The organism is Vibrio sp. 1874 (genome assembly GCF_033344395.1).
In the GTDB taxonomy this organism is placed as follows: Bacteria; Pseudomonadota; Gammaproteobacteria; order Enterobacterales; family Vibrionaceae; genus Vibrio; species Vibrio alginolyticus.
The window spans coordinates 42422-59852 of sequence record NZ_JAWPOR010000002.1 but is presented as its reverse complement, the minus strand read 5'-3'; the positions used below and the strand labels follow the sequence as shown (position 1 = coordinate 59852).

Sequence of the window (17431 nt, the reverse complement as noted above, 5' to 3'; positions counted from 1 at the left end):
TCGTCCTCCTGATAAAAATAAAAAGTCAGAAACCCCATGTCTCTGACCTTTTCAATATAGTGCAGTTTTCAATCAATTTTCAGTGAGGTCACCCTCATTTTAAGAAGGTCTCGCCCTTTTCATTCTGCGTTTGATATTACTTTCTTTGACTAGGTAATCGAAAAGTGGCGCGAATAAGTTAGCAAATAGAATAGCTAACATGATGCCTTCTGGATAAGCCGGGTTCAGCACTCGGATAAAAATCGTCATCACGCCGATTAATAGTCCGTATGCCCATTTCCCGTTATTGGTAAAAGCTGCCGAGACAGGGTCTGTCGCCATGAAGAAGGTACCAAACGCAACCCCACCAATCACGAAGTGCCAGTAGAACGGCATGGAGAACATGGGGTTAGAGTCTGAACCGATCGCATTCAATAGTAATGAAGCTCCGATTAAACCGACCAACACGCCCGCAACAATTCTCCACGATGCAATCTTCATAAAGATGAGAACCAAGCCTGTTAGTGCGATCAACAACGTGGAGACTTCACCCATCGAGCCTGGTAAATTACCAACAAAAGCATCTCCCCATGAAATTGGCTCTCCCGTCATATTATTTATCAAAGCACTTTGCCCTCCTTCATACCATTGGCTGAGTGGAGTAGCGCCAGAGTAACCATCAGCCGCGACCCACACGGCACCACCGGACATGTTGGCAGGATAGGCAAAGTATAAGAACGCGCGCCCTGCTAAAGCTGGATTTAGGAAGTTTCGTCCAGTACCACCAAAAATCTCCTTCGCCACAACAATACCGAAAGTGATACCTAAAGCCGCTTGCCATAGTGGAATTGTCGGAGGAAGGATCAGCGCAAAGAGTATAGAGCTGACAAAAAAGCCTTCATTTACCTCATGCTTTCGCACAATAGCAAACAGAACTTCCCAGAAACCACCAACGATAAACACCGTCGCATAAACTGGAAGAAAGTAAGTAGCACCAAGCCACATTTTACTTCCCCACCCCGCTTGTGAAACCGCATCTAACGAGCCCCATACCCAACTCAGTTGCCATGAAGAAACAAGCGCTTGCTGAGCTGAGGCTTGATCCATTCCATACAACAAGGCATCACTCGCTTGCTGGCCTATGTTGTACATACCCCAGAACATGGCAGGGAAGACCGCCAACCACACCATGATCATAATACGTTTTAAATCGATACTATCTCGAACGTGAGTCATGCCCTGGTTTACCTTACCGGGCGTGTAAAAAATGGTTTCGACAGCTTCGAAAAGTGGGTAGAACTTGTGATACTTCCCACCTGGACCAAACTTAGGTGTCGCTTTCTCAAAGTAATGTTTAAGGCTCATAACACTCCTCCTTTATTTAAAAGATGGTACGCACATGTGTAAAAAGCGATCGTTTTTTAATCTCTTCGTCTTCCTTCTTCGTATTCCATTTTGTTCGTCGCTCTTCCCTCATCTCTTCTAATTCGGCGAACTGTTAATTCGAAACTTAAAAGGGAATGCCCATGGATACACTCGCCATCGATTTAGCCAGATTCCAATTTGCCTTTACTGTCTCTTTCCACATCATTTTTCCAGCGTTTACGATTGGTTTGGCAAGTTACCTCGCCGTGTTAGAGGGCTTGTACTTAAAAACGGGCAACAAACAGTACATGCAAATCTATAAGTACTGGCTCAAAATCTTTGCCATCAGTTTTGGTATGGGTGTGGTGAGTGGCATCGTGTTGAGCTATCAATTCGGTACTAACTGGAGCGTGTTTGCCGACAAAACAGGCCCAATCCTAGGCCCGCTAATGGGTTATGAAGTTTTTACTGCGTTTTTCCTCGAAGCGGGGTTTTTAGGCGTGATGCTTTTCGGTATGGATAAGGTGGGTAAGAAGCTTCACTTCGCCGCGACTTGTATTGTTGCATTCGGGACGTTTTTGTCTGCGTTTTGGATACTTTCGGTTAATAGTTGGATGCAAACACCAGCGGGCTATAGTATCAACGAAGCCGGACAGTTTGTCCCAGAAGACTGGTGGGCGATTGTCTTCAACCCTTCCTTCCCTTACCGGCTCGTTCATATGTTGCTCGCCGCTTACCTTACTACCGCCTTTGTTGTAGCCGGCGTTGCCGCTTATCACTTGCTAAAAGCAAACCATAACCCTCTAGCCAGAATTATGTTCTCGATGGCAATGTGGATGGCTGCCATCGTGACACCAATTCAAATCGTTGCTGGAGACATGCATGGATTAAACACCCTTGAACATCAACCCGCCAAAGTCGCCGCGATGGAAGGGCACTATGAGTCTCACCAAGGCGCGCCATTGATCCTCTTCGGTATCCCTAACGATGAAGAAAAACGTATGGAATACGCACTGGAAATCCCCAAACTCGGTAGTTTGATCTTAACTCATGACCTCAACGGTGAAGTGAAGGGATTAGATGCTTTTCCAGAGGAGGAACACCCTCCTGTCTCTATCGTTTTCTGGTCTTTCCGAGTCATGGTCGCGCTTGGTTTTGGCATGCTTGTTATTGGTTTGTGGAGCCTTTGGCTAAGAAAACGTCGCCAACTTTTTGATTCGAGGGCACTTCAACGTATTTGTGTGCTGTTTGCCCCAGCGGGGTTCATTGCAGTTTTAGCAGGCTGGATAACTACCGAAGTCGGTCGCCAGCCTTACACCGTATACGGTCTTTTAACCACAGCCAATTCGGCATCGCCTATTGATGCCGCCGCGGTGAGCGTCTCCCTGACGGCGTTCATCGTGGTTTACTTTGTGGTTTTTGGAGCTGGCTTCTTCTATCTCCTACGTTTGATGCGCAAGTCTCCAACTCGATATGAAGAAGGTCTAGATAGCCGACTTCCTGATGGCACGAAAACTGATGCCATCACACATTCTAACCATCTAACCTAGGAGCTAACTCATGGATTACGCATTAATTTGGTACGCTTTGATTGGGCTCGCCGTTCTGATTTATGTCGTGTTAGATGGCTTTGATCTCGGTATTGGTATCCTATTCCTCAGCGCTAATGACGATGAAGAGCGCGACATGATGATGAACAGCATCGCTCCTGTTTGGGATGGGAATGAAACTTGGCTAGTTCTTGGCGGAGGTGGGCTTTTTGCCGTGTTCCCCCTCGCCTACGCGGTCATTATGCCAGCACTCTATGCTCCCCTGATTTTAATGCTGCTCGGGTTAATTCTGCGCGGGGTTTCTTTTGAGTATCGCTTCCGAACACAACGCGGAAAGTTTTTATGGGATAGCGCTTTTTTCATTGGTTCACTCACCGCGGCATTGATGCAAGGCATTATGCTCGGAACCCTGCTCCAAGGTATAGAGGTTAGTGAACGAGCATACGCAGGTGGATGGTTTGATTGGCTTTCACCATTTAGCGTATTTTGTGGCCTGGCGCTTGTTTGTGCTTATATTCTGCTCGGTTCATGCTGGTTATTAATCAAGCTTCCAGAAGAGCTGATGGGGCGCTATTACGTGGTCGCGCGACGATGGGGACTAGCGATGGTAGCCTGTATATTCATCGCCAGTTTGTGGCTGCCATTGAGCCAAAATATCGTATTTGAACGTTGGTTCTCATTACCAAACTCACTACTGTTTTTCATCTTACCAATTATTGCAGCGGCACTTATTTGGCAGCTATTCAAAGCCTTACTCGACCACAAAGCCGTCCGAGCCTACATTCTTGCGATCGGCCTGTTTCTTGTGTCCGCGATGGGTTTCGGTGTCAGTACATTCCCTTACTTGGTCCCATTCGCACTCACTTATCAAGACGTCGCCGCGCCAGACAAAAGTTTGGCATTTTTACTTGCCGGTGCGGTGGTATTACTTCCTCTGATCATAGCCTACACGGCTTATTCGTACTGGGTTTTCCGCGGCAAGATGAAACGTGGAGAAGGATATCACTGATGAAACTAAAACCCATTTTGTGGTTCATTGGCATTTGGCTGGCAAGCGTTGTCGCCTTGTTTATCATCAGTTCGTTGATACAAACTGCGATATTGTAGGCCCAGAGTCGACTGCACCACATCTGAAGCCATTGAGGTCTATACTCAAGCAAGAGTAAAACAACGGAGTGTTTTTATGACCTTAAAGCGGTTTCTGGTAACTTTGATTCCTTTGACGGTTCCACTGTTTTCACCAAATGCATTGGCCGTAGACAAGCAGATGTCATCCGCCATGAAAAGTAAAATTCGGTCTATTTGCTCCGCAACAGACGAGCAGGGCCATTGGCAACTTGCTGAGGCAACTCCTGACGCCAGACGCTCACTCAACATGGTGCTTTATCAAATGAATGCCGATGATAAATTGAAAGCAATTCATGAGGTGAGAACGAAAATGGTCGGCGGCACCCATTATGCGTTTGAGTTCGAGTTGCAAGATGGTCAAGTCTGGAATGCAATTGTATTACACAGTGCCCGAGGCGATTACATGATCGAAAGACACGCAAAGAAAGGCGAACTCTGCCCTAAATAGCAATAGACACTACGACTCTACAGCCGACACAATAAAGTCGACTGATTCAGTCGCCTTTATTGTTGGTATGTTTAGGTATCGCTTCAAAAGCTTGGGAAAAGTAATAGCTTTCAACCTGAGGCCTAACTAAATCACAAGCTAACCCAAGGTCATCATTTTTTGTGAAAGGTAAATGTTCTGACACTAATTCCTGGGAATCTTTGTCCACGGTCTGGAAAGATTCAACAATTCTAAGTGGCCAGTAAGCTTTATTCTCAGTAACAAGAAAAAAGTAATATTGGAGCTGCTCTCCATGAGTCACGGCATTGTTAATTTCACTTCTAATTTTAACCACTTCGATTTTGCTACCAACACAAGTGAAGTCATATGCATCAGTAATTTCCGCTTCCTTCGCGCCCGGAGTATATACCATATAATCCGATTCAAACTTATTATCAGTCAGAAAATAACCATCGTCGACACTAGTTAACTGAAAGGAAAATGCAGGGTAATGTACTATCAAACAAGCTCCAAAAGCCCTACTTAAAAATTTCTTTGAAAATACCTTTTTTATACAGTTCGGTAAATATCTCATGTCGTTGTCCATATGAATCTGTATTTTTATTAATAACCCTAGTAATACTATCAGTAACCGTTCTAGATGCTCCCTTATCGGCTTTTAAATATAGTTTATTCTTCAGCCAAAAAATCATAGCAGTCCTGATGGCATATTTAGGTTGAGCAACTAACTGGGGCGAAGAAGAGAAACTCGTATTTTCGTTCCAAATATTTGCGTGTATGCTTTCTGTCGCTAAATAGTTTCCTTTCCCTGTTAACTGTATCATTCCTCTACCGCGATATTTCCATCCATCTCCGGTACTTGCATCACCATTGCCTATTTTCATGGCATAGGCATTATTTGCTATCGCTTCTTGGTTTGCTTTTTGATTGATGGCATTTTTTCTCCCGTGCTTTTCAGCTAACGCCGGCCTATTCCTATAGACTCTGAAAGTGCTTTTCAATCCTTGAACTGAATAATTCAGGTTTTCCTCCATTCTCATTCCAGGACCAACCTCTTTTGCTAATTGAGCGACAAAGTGTGACAGTCTCAGTTCACTATCTAACTTACATTCAGAGATCTTCATAGAAAGTTCTTTGCTTATAATCACTAAATAGTCTTCTGAAACTTTAGTTTCATTCTTCCATACTTTTCTAAGGTGCTGTTTTGTAATCATAGTCCCTCCATCTGATGAAGATTAAAACTGAAAGAACAAAAAATCACCTATAAAATTTGAAGTTGACATTGTATTACGACACTTTAAAACCATTTCTTACATACTAATTACATTATTGTGCGGCAAATAACATACCAGTCAATATTCTAGAAAAGCATTCTTTTCGCTCATATATTTTAACATGGCTTTTTACTGTTAAACCGTCTCGGTTTTCGCCTCTATCTTCTCATTCACTTTATCGCAAATGTACTCTCCAATAGGCATTGCAGATGTCGCTGCAGGAGAGGGGGCGTTGCAAACGTGCAGGCTTCTTGCGCTCTCGGCAAACAAAAAGTCATGAACCAAGGTGCCATCGGATAACACTGCTTGCGCACGAATACCCGCAGGATATGGTTTGAGATCTTCTACCTTGATGCTTGGGCAATATTTGTTGACCAACTTGAGGTAGCCCGGCTTCCACCACGAGTTCTTAAACTCACCCAGTCCGGTTTTTAGATGCTTTTGTGTCACCTTCCAGAAACCGGAGAAACTGAGCATTTGCATGGTATCTTGCAAGCTGAAGTTAACCTTGTCGTACCCTTCCCGCTTCCAGCCTTGAACCGCATTTGGACCAACAGTCACACTGCCATCAATCATGCGAGTCAGGTGGACGCCCAAGAATGGCAAATCAGGGTCTGGAATTGGATAAATAAGATGATTCACCACTCGGTCGTGTTTGCTATCTAAGCGGTAGTATTCACCACGATAAGGGATGATTTGGAAATCGGTCGGAATAGACATCATCTTAGTCATGCGATCCGCCATCAAGCCACTGCAAGTAACCAAGAACTTGGTATTAAGCTGCATCGTTTGACCGTCTGAAATGCAGGTCAGTTGGACTTCTTCATCCTTCTCTTCGGCAGCCACCACTTTGGTTCTCAGGCTGATTTGACCGCCGAGCTTTTTGAACTCTTCCGCCATCTGCTCAGTGACCAAACGATAATCAACAATGCTAGTGGTTTTGACATAAATCGCACCCAAGCCAGTGATGTTTGGCTCAGCCAGTTTGAGTTGAACTTCATCGAGTAGCTTTACGTCGATGCCGTTGACATGGCAGCGCTCATAGAGGGCATTCATGCGTTCGACTTCTTGCTCATTGGTCGCAACCAATAACTTGCCACAGTTCTCCACCGGAATATCGTGCTCAGCACAGAACGAAATGGTTCGCTCTACCCCACGCTTACAAAAATCCGCTTTTAAGCTGCCCGGAGCGTAGTACACCCCAGCATGAATCACGCCGCTATTGTGTCCGGTTTGGTGCTTGGCAAAACCGGACTCTTTCTCAACCAATAAAATGGATTTGTCTGGATGACGTTGCTGTAGTTGCCATGCTGTCGACACACCAACGATACCGCCACCAACAATGATGTAGTCATAGACTGATTTCATACGACCTCTTATAAAACCGATAGTTGAGATTGTTGCAATTTGAACTTGCGACCACTGTAAATGAACACCGCGACAAATACCGCACAGCTTGCCACACGAACCAACATTGGGATATCGTGCCAAACCAGCAATGTACCCACCACTACCAACAAGAGACGCGTCAGAATGTTTAGAGGACCTTCCAAGTAGCCTTCAATCGCACCAATCAATGCATAGGTACCGATGATGGCAAAGAAGCCTACGGTAATTACCGACGTCACATCCCAACTGACCAAGCCTGTATAGGCAATAAGTAGCGGTACAAGATACAAACCTTTGGCGATTTTCCACGCCATCAAACCAGTGCGCATCGGTGGTGTTTTGGCGATGGTTGCTGCTGCAAAAGCGGTCAAACACACTGGTGGCGTAACGTTACTGTCTTGCGATAACCAAAAGATGATGAGGTGAGCAGCCAGCAATGCCAAGCCTACCGCTTCCATACCCAAACTTTGCTCTAGTAGGGTTTCCATAAAGTCTGCAGGTACTAACGCCACCATTTCTTTCGCAGTTTCCAACGCCATTGGTGCATTAAGAAGTTCCAACTTTTCTGGCGCCGCCAACATGAAGATGGCTTTTGCTTGTTCTGGCAATTGACCCGACACCATCAATTCAAGCAATTGGTTTTCCGCAATCAACTTGTAAAGCGCAGGGGCAGACAGTGTGCCCAACACAATATACGCCGCTGTAACAGGTAAACCCATACCCAAAACAAGAGAAGCGAGCGCAATCAGAACGATCATGATGAACAAGTCGCCATTCGCCCAACCGTCGATCATCAATGAGAAGGTGTTGCCGATGCCCGTTGTACTGATCACGTTGATCACCAAACCGATACCCACCAGCAATACAGCGGTTGTCGCCATGTTTTTCGCACCTTGCGATAGCGCTTCGATGATCGCTTTTGGTCCCATCTTGTGATCTTTCGAGAACCAAGAAGCCACCACCACAGAAATGATCGACAAGCCAGCAGCGTAAGTTGGCGTAAAGCCTTGAACCAACAAAGTAACCAATACCGCCAGTGGGATAAGATTGTGCCAACCGCTGATCAACACTTTCAGTAGAGATTCATCGCTGGTCGTGATTTTTTGAACGCCGCTGCGTTTGGCTTCGATACGCACAAAGAACGCCACAGACAAGAAATAGATAAGAGCAGGAATGAAAGAAACGGCAATAATATCAACATAAGGAATTTGCGTGTAAGACGCCATGATGAAAGCACCCGCGCCCATCACTGGTGGCATCAACTGACCACCTGTCGATGCCGCTGCTTCAACGCCCGCCGCGAAGCGCGAAGGAAAACCTGCTTTTTGCATCAAAGGAATACTGATAACACCGGTTGAAACCGTATTTGCCACACTAGATCCAGATACTGAGCCCATCAATCCCGAGCCAATCACTGCGATAAAACCGGGACCACCGATGATTTTACCAGCCGCAGCACGTGCCACATTGATGATGTAATCACCAACACCAGAGCGAACAAGAAACGCACCAAACAGAATGAACATGAATACGAAAGTCCAACTGATGCGCGAGATAGAGCCAAACATGCCCTCAGAAGAATAGAAGCTACGGTAGAGCAAGGTTTCCATGCTCAAACCCGGGAAGTGGAAAATACCTGTCGCCCACTTACCCCAAAGCACAACGTAGCTCAGACACACCACAATCAGCACTGGAATAAACCAACCCATGGTGCGTCGGATAAGCTCAATCACAATCAGGATTGCCATGATGGCGAAGACCCAATCGCTGGTCACGAACTTGACGCCACGTTCGTACAGCGCATCTTCGGCATAGGGAATGTAGAGCAAACACGCGACCGCGCCCATAGCAATTAACACATCGATACCGAGTGCAAGCTTACTCTGCTTGAGAGAGATATGAGCCGGATACCAAAGCGCACAAATCACCGCAAAGCCAGCAAAGTGGGTCGCGGAAATCCATAACTCTGGTAACGTCGATAAGGTATTAAACCAAATGTGCAAAGCAGACAACACCACGCCAAACACTGTGATTGTGGTGGTTACCCACGGAAAATCAGTGCGCGTGGGCAGCTCAAATTTCTGCAATTCCTTTTCTATTGAGTCGCTCATCTCATACTCCAAGCTCTGGCGGCTTTTTCCATCTTAGAAATCGGTAGGGATAAAATGCCCCGAGCCGAAACTCGGGGCGAAGTTGGCGTTATTTCGCCATTAGGTCTGATGGGATTTCGATGCCCATTTCTTTGTAGTAACGCACCGCACCTGGGTGAAGAGGCACTGGCAAGCCAGCGATCGCTTTCTCAATCGCCATTGCTTTTGTTGCTTTGTGGATGCCTTGTAGGAAAGGCAGGTTCTCGTAGATCGCTTTGGTTAGCTGGTAAACGTCCTCTTCCGAGATATCTTCACGAACTGCCAAGAAGTTAGGCTGTGCAATGGTGGTGATCGGCTTATCTAGACCTGGATACGTGTTCGCAGGGATCTCGTACTTCGTCCATAGGTTGTAGTTGCCGTTCGCCTCTTTGATTTGCTCGTCAGTAAACGAAAGGATCGAAATGTCTTTACCCAACGCAGCAAAAGCTTGAGTGACCGCACCAACAGGTACACCCGCAGGCGTGTTCATGCCGTCAATGGTGCCGTTTTGAAGTGCGCTCGCACTGCCGCCGTAACCCATGTAAGCAAGATTGAATTTATCAGGGTCGACCTTCAGACCTTTCATGATTTGGCGACCCGAGTTCTCAGTACCAGAGTTCTTCTTACCGATAGAGAACTTCTTGCCATCTAGGTTGTTCAGGTCAGTCACCGTGCCAGTTTTTGCTAAGTCAGAGCGAACAATAAAGTGCTCAACGTTTTGCCACAGCATAGAGACTGAACGCAGCTGCTCTTGGCGACCGCTCTTCTCATAAGGACCTTCACCAGACCAAGCCCATGCACCGTAAAGACCTTGTAGAATCGCGAACTGTGCTTCATTTTCGTTCAGCAGTTTGACGTTTTCACCAGAGCCCGCAGAGCTGATTGCAGAAAGGGAGAAGTGGTGCTTTGGTGCCAATTTCACTTTGCTTAACGTCGCCAACGCTACGCCCACAGGGTAGTAAGTACCACCTGTCGATGCCGTTGCAAGAATGTAGCTACGATCTTCTGCCGCAGCGTTAGCAGCAATACCAAAAGAAGTCACAGCGACAGCCAAAGCTTTTACCAGCTTATTCATTTTCATTATTACTCTCCGTGTAGTCGTTTCACGATTGGGGATTTACATCATGTTAAATCTTTATTAACAACACATTCCCTAGAGCAATTGAAATGCCAACTTTTAACCCTTTGTATTTATTGAACTAAGTGCTGAAATACATCAAAAATGAGCAAAATCATGCTGATTTGATAGCAAAGTAATGAGCAAGATCTTGCTCATTGAAGAGAAGAAGGTTACACGCCTAGATCGCAAAAGGTTAATAAAATGTGATCAATACGAAACAAATGCCTAATTCGCTAATAAGCAATATTTTGCCGACGTGATTTTGGATTGAACTGCAACTAGTGAGCATTTTAACAATAAAAACAAAAAGCGTATCATTCTAAGCTGCTCACTTTATCAGCTGAGGTTTATAGCCTAAACGACTACAAATAGCACAAAAATACAGCAAAGCAAGCCATGTTACAGAAATGAAAAGTCATTTATTCTAATTTTGAATTTAAAAAGCAGCTCGATCCACCAGTTCAGAAACAAACATTGACCGTATCAACTTATTTTCTACTTCGGGGTTGTGCCAATGGCCCTATGTTCGTTAGGGTAACAACACACCAAGGCAAACGTATTCCTTGGTATTTTTTCGTCATTAAGGATCACCCATGTCAGCAACTGCGCAATTACAATTCGCTTTAAAACGCCCATCTGGCGTTGCTGCTGCGATCCTCCTGCTCTCTCTGAAACTGATTCAGAGCTGACAGGCTATATCTAAACTTTCTGTCAGCTTGAGAAGAAGCTGACGGGAACACCACATACTCCTCCCATTCCTTTCAGTTTCTTCCAAGCGAAACATAAGAGGAATAACAATGTTAAGCGCACGCAATATCGCCGCTTTGGGCTTCATGACTTTCGCCATGTACTTAGGCGCAGGTAACCTGATCTTCCCTCCATTTTTGGGTTACCAAGCAGGTGAAAACTTTCTGAGCGGGATGTCTGGCTTCCTCTTAACGGGTGTTGGTCTGCCTGCGATGGCACTGGTGATGGTGGCTATCGTAAACGGTTCAGACAAATTAACCGCTGCCCTGCCTAAACCTTTGGCGACAAGTTTTTGGGTGATGGTATTTATTGTGATTGGCCCTGCGTTCGTAATCCCACGTGCGATTACCGTCGCTTATCAATTCAGCTTTGCGCCAACGTTTGGTGATGCCGCTTTGGTGCCTTTCACTATTGCCTTCTGTGCTATCACCATTCTATTTGCTCTATATCCGGGTAAGTTGGTCGACAACCTAGGCAAGATCTTAACGCCTGCCTTGATGGTAATCTTGATCATCATGTCTGTGACGGCTTTGGTTTCTCCTGCAGGTGAGCTAACTGCCGCAACGGGACCATACGTATCTGGCGCATTTGCTGAAGGCTTAACCCAAGGTTACATGACCATGGATGCATTAGGTTCTATCGGTTTTGGTTGGATTATCTTCCGCGCGATTCGCAGCATGGGTGTGGATTGCCCGAAAGCCACCGCAAAATACACGCTAATCGCAGCTTTGATGTACGCGGTTGCCATGGCGTTTGTTTACATCTCATTGGCTTACATTGGCTCGACAAGCTCATACTTGGGTTCTGAGTTCAGCAATGGTGGCGACATTTTAACGGCATTCACCTTCAGCCACTTCGGCGCGTTTGGTTCACTACTACTAGGTGCCGTGATGGTATTGGCGTGTTTGACTACTGCTATCGGCGTAACCACCGCAGGCAGTGAGTTCTACGACAACACTTTCAGCAAAGTGAACTACAAAGGCTGCGTTATCACGACCATGGTATTGGCTGGTTTGATCGCCAACGTAGGTCTAGAGCAACTATTGGCTATCACATTGCCAGCGGTTGTGGCGCTTCACCCAGTCGCGATTGCGTTGATGATCATGGCACCAGTGCGCAACAAGATGTCGCAAATCATGGTGGTAGCAACCGCATTCACTGCTCTAACGTTTGGTTGTGTTGATGCGCTGCACATCCTAGGTTACATGCCAAGTTCCACTGATGAGTGGATGGGTAATTACATGCCTCTGTACAATGACTTTGCTAGCTGGATTGTGCCTAGCGTATTTATGATGATTGTTGGTCTGCTGTTTACGACGAAAACCAACCAAACCGAACAATTCGAGCTGGTGAATGAATAGCCGTTTAACATAAGACATCGCTCAATAAGTGCGTTACTATGTAGCTCGCTTATTGATATCAGGCAAAGGAGTTGCCTGAATGAAAGATTGATATGGGTCGCCTATGGATAATCAGTATCTAGACATCAGAACACTGAACTTTATCGTTATTCTGTTCTCTTGCATTTACTCTATTAGTCTGCTTTGTTATCAATACACTCAGGGTAGAGTCAAAGGCTTAAAAACCTTCTCGATATCACTACTGTTTATTGGTTTAGGCCCTTTTTTACTTGGCTTTAGAGGCTCTGCGCCAGACTGGCTGACCATCGTCATAGCCAACACTCTCATATTAGTCGGCTTCTTGCTTACGCTATATAGCGTAAGCATTTTTCGTCAATATCCTTTAAAATTGGCTCACTGTCTTACCTTGTTAACACCTGTTTTCAGTGGTTCATTTTACTATTTCACCTTCCATGACCCTTCTATCAAAAGCCGCATTATTTATCTGAGCATGTATATTTGTATCGTCACCTTCTTTAGTGGTGTCGCCATGCTTAAAGGTACCCAAAAGGACTTAAAGCTCCCTGTTAAAGCAATGGCTTACTCTTTCTTTGGATTTAGTTTTTTTATGGGATTTAGGGCGCTTTGGAGTACTTTTTCAGGTGAGTTACCAAGTTTTATGGTCGCAGGCCTTATCCATCAGCTGACTTTCTTATTTAGCATCTGCCTGATCGTTGCTTTGAGCTTTAGTATGCTGTGGTTAATTAACGGACGCTTGGTGCAATCCATAAATGATCTCTCTCATTTAGATGCACTCACAGGGCTATATAATCGTCGAGCCATGGAAGAAATCGTTCCAAACTTGGTTAGTAAAGCACATAAAAAAAGCCAAGCAATCAGCATTATTATGACTGATGTCGACAAGTTCAAAGCGATTAATGATCACTATGGTCACACGGTTGGCGACTCCGTCATGGCAACGATCTCCACTATTTTTAAAAAGCATCTTCCTGAGTCAGCCTGCATTGTGCGATTTGGTGGTGACGAGTTCATGATTGTTTTGCTCGAAAAAGCACAACAAGCCAAAATTGTCGCAGAGCAAATTCGCCTTGCGGTCGAAACTGAAACCGCTTTGCAATCATTTAAAACTGAAGTGACCATGAGCTTTGGTATCAGTCAGTTATCTGAGGGGCAATCACTTCAAGAGGCGCTTGCTGAAGCAGACGAAGCGCTATATAGCTCTAAACATACTGGAAGGAACCTCGTTACCTTGTTTGGAGAAGGGAAAGACCTAAATTATAAGTTTGTCCCAGCTCCAGCCAAAAGCGCATAACGTGTTTGTTATGCCAGTAATTTCGAATTAGCTAGAAATCGCACTAAGTATAGTCGGAGCGATTCAAACCAAACTTCTGCATCTTTTGGTTAAGGGTTCGACGTGGTAAATCCAACTCCTGCATCACCTCATTGATGCGTCCATGATGCCTAACTAAAGAATCATGTAGCACCTTACGTTCAAAGTTATGTAGCTGAATCGCCAACGGCACGCCCGCATGCGTCTCTTCGGTTGTTGAGGATGGTCGACTGGAGAGAATTTCCATTACGGAGACGGTTTCATCCAATGCAAAACGCATCGCTACATTCCTAAGCTCACGTACGTTACCAGGCCAAGAGTAAGCAAGAATGGCCTTTCTATCGGCTTCACTCAGTGGGCGGCTCTCAGGGTTACTTTTCAGAGCAAAGTGTTCGAACAAGATCAACGCATCATCTTCTCGCTCACGTAGCGGTGGCAAATAGATCTGCGCCACATTAAGACGATAGTACAAATCCTGACGAAACTCGTCATGATCATTGAGATCTTCTTTCGCGGCGGCGATCACTCTCAAATCAACTGAGATCTGTTGGTTGCCCCCAACGCGCTCTACCGTATGTTCCTGTAATGAACGCAACACTTTCACCTGCATGGACAGCGGCATACTCTCGATTTCATCAAAGAATAAAGTGCCTTTATCCGCGTATTCCAACTTACCAATGCGCTTTTTACCCGCTCCGGTAAATGCCCCTGCTTCATGCCCAAACAGCTCACTTTCAAACAGGTTCTCAGGAATAGCGCCACAGTTGATTGGCACAAAATGATAGGATCTGCGTTGGCTTTCATTATGCAAACTGGTCGCCACCAGCTCTTTACCACAACCTGTTTCGCCGTAAATGATCACGTTAGTATCAATGCGTGCTAACTTGGCTACTTGTTCTCTAAGCTGTTGCATCACTCGGCTTCGCCCAATCAACACCTCTTCTAAGCCGCTAACGCTAGATAGGTACTCTTGGCGATCTTGAGTAGACGTTTGTGCGCGATAGCTCTCGACCGCTTCGGTTACTCGTTGGGATAAACGCTCAGGTTGGAAAGGTTTCTCAATAAAATCGAACGCACCGTTTTGTAACGCCCCTACTGCCATATCGACGTCACCATGTCCGGTGATCAAGATAACTGGCGTTGGGATGTGATTAGCAATCAGGCTTTCTAGTATCGACAAGCCGTCGGTGTCCGGCAGGCGAACATCACTGACAATCGCATCAAATTCTTGGCTAAGAATGGCCGCTTTGCCCTCTTCGCCTAGACTGAATGCGGTCACGTCGAACCCCGCCAGTTGCAGCCACTGACTGGTAGCCTGACGAACAATGTCATCGTCTTCGATAAGTGCAATTTTAGGGGTGTCGTCAAAAGCCATGAGTTACTACCGTAGGTGGAATAGAAATCGCTCTTTGCTAACGGTAGCAAAAACCACTGAGGAGAAAAGGAGCTAGATCTCACTTCTTGCTTACAAGTCTTTAACATCCAATCAGTTAGGCGCACTCTTTAATGACTCTCGGTGAGAACGCACTAGCTGAACGGAGTCAGTATGCAGCGCAAAAGGAATGGCAAAACGTGGCTTGTGGTCGTAATTGCAGCAGTGCTGATGTTGTCTTGTTATAGCGCCAGCAGAGAGGTTGCTCGTCAATGGTTGAGCGTACAAACTCAAACCGAAGCTCAACAAAAACTGCTCGACTATATCGGTGAAGTTCGCCGTGCACTCAAACGTTTCTACCACTTACCTTACCTCGTCACCAATAACCCAGAAACCATCGCTTTTGTGAAAGGGAATCTGACTTATTACGAACCGTTGCAAACCCAACTGACTCAACTAGATAAAGCCGCCAATACGGAAGGTTGGCTAATCCTGTCTAACTCTGGCGAAGTATTGGTCTCAAGTTTGATCGAAGAGCGCTTTAGCCTGTCTGACCGAAAAGCCATTGTGGAACAAATTCACAACCAAGGCGGCGGTGTTTCCTTGGTGAACAAAACCAAAGGTTCGAGCCCATTGTATTATCTTGCAGCCCCTATCTACGATGGTCTGGATATCGCTGGCATTGTGGTGGTGCAAATCAACCTTAGCCTATTGACCGAACAGACCATTACTAGCCAAGACATCATTACGTTGCAGAACCGTCAGCAACGCTTTTTCCTATCGAGCAGCTCGCTCTATAACGCAGACTGGTTTAACGAACCGAGCAACACCGTTCAGTTAGAAACGCAACGCTTATACGACAACACCAACATCAGTGTGTGGACGCTCAACCAACAGCGTTATTTTGCACACACCGTTAAATTAGATGATTTGAATTGGTACGTCAGCTACCTCACCCCTTCTAAGCCGATTCAACAAACCATCAATGTGATTGGTTGGAGCGTAGCAGCGCTGCTCTTATTGGTTGTATTGCTCGTCATCATTGGCTTACAACGACGACAAAAGCACATCAATCAACAACGAATTCAAGCTCTGTTGGAAGAGTCCCAACGCCGCTTGAAACAGATGATCAATAAAACCCACGTTGGTTTGCTATTGATTGATGAACAAGGGCAACTGTTCGACCTCAACCCAATGGCGAAACGTTTGTTCTGTTTACCAGAAAGCGTCAATCGACACGCTTTTGCTTGGGAGTTATTCGACGCTGGCAATCCCAATTCCACAACACTTAAGTTACTAAAGGACCTGCCTAAGCATAAAGAGCTCGCAGAGATCAGCACGGTCGAAACCATTGCCAGACGCAGTGACGGTAGCGTCTTCCCTGTCTTGTTCTCACTGACCAGTTTCCCTTGGCATGGCGAGCAGTATTTCCTTGCGACGATCATCGACATCAGCAAGCGGAAAAAAGCCGAGCAATCACTGCAACAGGTCAACCAAGAACTGGCGCAGCGAGTTGAAGAGCGAACTCAAGCGCTAAAAGAAGCACAAAGCCAGTTGATTGAATCGAGCAAAATGGCCGCCTTGGGTCGCATGTCGAGCGCGATCACTCATGAGCTCAATCAGCCACTGACGGGCTTGCGCACCCTGCTCACCACGAACGAGCTACTAGCGGAACGCGGTGAAACCGAGATGATGAAAGCCAACAACGTATTGGTGCAGAAGCTGATTGATCGCATGGCAAGCATGACCAGTCAGTTAAAGACGTTCGCCTACAACAAACCAGAAAGCCTACAGGCGATTTCTCTTACCTCCGCACTCGAAGAGACCTTACGCGTTTATCAATCCCAATTAGACAAGGTGGATGTGCGTGTGCGCGTTCCTCATGATTTACCTAATATCATGGGTGAAGAACAACGACTGCTTCAGGTGCTCGGTAATCTTGTCTCGAATGCGCTAGACGCAATGAACAATACCACCAACCCGCAGCTCAGCTTGATCGTCAACCCAACCAGCAATCAGGTCGAACTGATCATCAGTGATAATGGCTGCGGCGTGTCGGATGAGATGCTTGAATCCATGTTCGAACCCTTCCAAACCTCAAAGAAAATTGGTGAAGGATTGGGGCTGGGTTTAGCGATTACGGCCAACAATATGCGTGATATGAACGGACAAATTACTGTGCATAAGAATGAACAAAATGGGCTGACTTTCACTTTATTGTTCAAATCAGCCTAAGGTG

At 45.9% G+C, this 17431-nt stretch carries 13 protein-coding genes; 6 read left to right on the top strand and 7 right to left on the bottom strand.

Going from position 1 to position 17431, the window contains the following annotated elements; genetic code table 11:
• Positions 1-99: 99 nt before the first annotated feature.
• On the bottom strand, positions 100-1344 hold the full coding sequence (locus R8N46_RS04220; protein ID WP_047102825.1) for an NADH:ubiquinone reductase (Na(+)-transporting) subunit B: 1245 nt from the start codon (positions 1342-1344) through the stop codon (positions 100-102).
• A gap of 161 nt (positions 1345-1505) precedes the next feature.
• On the opposite strand from R8N46_RS04220, the gene R8N46_RS04215 reads away from it, so the two are divergent.
• From R8N46_RS04215 to R8N46_RS04205, 3 genes are all read left to right on the top strand, one after another.
• Positions 1506-2894, top strand: a complete 1389-nt coding sequence (locus R8N46_RS04215; protein ID WP_213972274.1) for a cytochrome ubiquinol oxidase subunit I — start codon at positions 1506-1508, stop codon at positions 2892-2894.
• 10 nt (positions 2895-2904) lie between these two features.
• Positions 2905-3903 (top strand): cytochrome d ubiquinol oxidase subunit II, encoded by a 999-nt coding sequence (cydB, locus tag R8N46_RS04210; protein WP_042523399.1) that lies wholly within the window; start codon positions 2905-2907, stop codon positions 3901-3903.
• Positions 3904-4077: 174 nt separating this feature from the next.
• Positions 4078-4470 carry a hypothetical protein gene (locus R8N46_RS04205; RefSeq protein ID WP_042523401.1) on the top strand — a complete coding sequence of 131 codons (393 nt, stop codon included), beginning with the start codon at positions 4078-4080 and terminating at the stop codon, positions 4468-4470.
• Between the two features lie 46 nt (positions 4471-4516).
• Here R8N46_RS04205 and R8N46_RS04200 read toward each other — a convergent pair whose 3' ends face one another.
• The 5 genes from R8N46_RS04200 to R8N46_RS04180 all read right to left on the bottom strand — a co-directional run bounded on the left by R8N46_RS04200 (position 4517) and on the right by R8N46_RS04180 (position 10343).
• Complete coding sequence (locus R8N46_RS04200; RefSeq protein ID WP_064354486.1) at positions 4517-4972, bottom strand: hypothetical protein; 456 nt, start codon at positions 4970-4972, stop codon at positions 4517-4519.
• 16 nt (positions 4973-4988) lie between these two features.
• Entirely contained in the window at positions 4989-5684 is a 696-nt protein-coding gene (locus tag R8N46_RS04195) for a glycoside hydrolase family 19 protein (RefSeq protein ID WP_005374179.1), read from the bottom strand.
• A gap of 195 nt (positions 5685-5879) precedes the next feature.
• Positions 5880-7112 (bottom strand): L-2-hydroxyglutarate oxidase, encoded by a 1233-nt coding sequence (lhgO, locus tag R8N46_RS04190; protein WP_213972275.1) that lies wholly within the window; start codon positions 7110-7112, stop codon positions 5880-5882.
• Positions 7113-7120: 8 nt separating this feature from the next.
• Complete coding sequence (locus R8N46_RS04185) at positions 7121-9244, bottom strand: TRAP transporter permease (protein ID WP_005374183.1); 2124 nt, start codon at positions 9242-9244, stop codon at positions 7121-7123.
• 88 nt (positions 9245-9332) lie between these two features.
• A complete protein-coding gene (locus R8N46_RS04180; protein WP_017635521.1) occupies positions 9333-10343 on the bottom strand; it encodes a TAXI family TRAP transporter solute-binding subunit in 1011 nt (336 codons plus the stop codon).
• Positions 10344-11179: 836 nt separating this feature from the next.
• Here R8N46_RS04180 and brnQ point away from each other — a divergent pair.
• Both brnQ and R8N46_RS04170 read left to right on the top strand, forming a co-directional pair.
• Complete coding sequence (brnQ, locus tag R8N46_RS04175; protein ID WP_318098371.1) at positions 11180-12490, top strand: branched-chain amino acid transport system II carrier protein; 1311 nt, start codon at positions 11180-11182, stop codon at positions 12488-12490.
• A gap of 103 nt (positions 12491-12593) precedes the next feature.
• Positions 12594-13802, top strand: a complete 1209-nt coding sequence (locus R8N46_RS04170) for a GGDEF domain-containing protein (RefSeq protein ID WP_005374203.1) — start codon at positions 12594-12596, stop codon at positions 13800-13802.
• Between the two features lie 43 nt (positions 13803-13845).
• Here the strand turns inward: R8N46_RS04170 and R8N46_RS04165 are convergent, their stop codons facing one another.
• On the bottom strand, positions 13846-15195 hold the full coding sequence (locus R8N46_RS04165; RefSeq protein WP_005374204.1) for a sigma-54-dependent transcriptional regulator: 1350 nt from the start codon (positions 15193-15195) through the stop codon (positions 13846-13848).
• 171 nt (positions 15196-15366) lie between these two features.
• On the opposite strand from R8N46_RS04165, the gene R8N46_RS04160 reads away from it, so the two are divergent.
• Positions 15367-17427 (top strand): sensor histidine kinase, encoded by a 2061-nt coding sequence (locus R8N46_RS04160; protein WP_017635523.1) that lies wholly within the window; start codon positions 15367-15369, stop codon positions 17425-17427.
• Positions 17428-17431 lie beyond the last annotated feature (4 nt).

Excerpts from the sequence above, each read along its gene's own strand:
- R8N46_RS04205 (WP_042523401.1), top strand. The coding sequence starts at position 4,078 with ATGACCTTAAAGCGGTTTCTGGTAACTTTGATTCCTTTGACGGTTCCA.
- R8N46_RS04220 (WP_047102825.1), bottom strand. The coding sequence starts at position 1,344 with ATGAGCCTTAAACATTACTTTGAGAAAGCGACACCTAAGTTTGGTCCA.
- cydB (WP_042523399.1), top strand. The coding sequence starts at position 2,905 with ATGGATTACGCATTAATTTGGTACGCTTTGATTGGGCTCGCCGTTCTG.
- R8N46_RS04215 (WP_213972274.1), top strand. The coding sequence starts at position 1,506 with ATGGATACACTCGCCATCGATTTAGCCAGATTCCAATTTGCCTTTACT.
- R8N46_RS04170 (WP_005374203.1), top strand. The coding sequence starts at position 12,594 with ATGGATAATCAGTATCTAGACATCAGAACACTGAACTTTATCGTTATT.
- R8N46_RS04185 (WP_005374183.1), bottom strand. The coding sequence starts at position 9,244 with ATGAGCGACTCAATAGAAAAGGAATTGCAGAAATTTGAGCTGCCCACG.
- R8N46_RS04165 (WP_005374204.1), bottom strand. The coding sequence starts at position 15,195 with ATGGCTTTTGACGACACCCCTAAAATTGCACTTATCGAAGACGATGAC.
- R8N46_RS04160 (WP_017635523.1), top strand. The coding sequence starts at position 15,367 with ATGCAGCGCAAAAGGAATGGCAAAACGTGGCTTGTGGTCGTAATTGCA.
- brnQ (WP_318098371.1), top strand. The coding sequence starts at position 11,180 with ATGTTAAGCGCACGCAATATCGCCGCTTTGGGCTTCATGACTTTCGCC.
- R8N46_RS04180 (WP_017635521.1), bottom strand. The coding sequence starts at position 10,343 with ATGAAAATGAATAAGCTGGTAAAAGCTTTGGCTGTCGCTGTGACTTCT.
- lhgO (WP_213972275.1), bottom strand. The coding sequence starts at position 7,112 with ATGAAATCAGTCTATGACTACATCATTGTTGGTGGCGGTATCGTTGGT.
- R8N46_RS04195 (WP_005374179.1), bottom strand. The coding sequence starts at position 5,684 with ATGATTACAAAACAGCACCTTAGAAAAGTATGGAAGAATGAAACTAAA.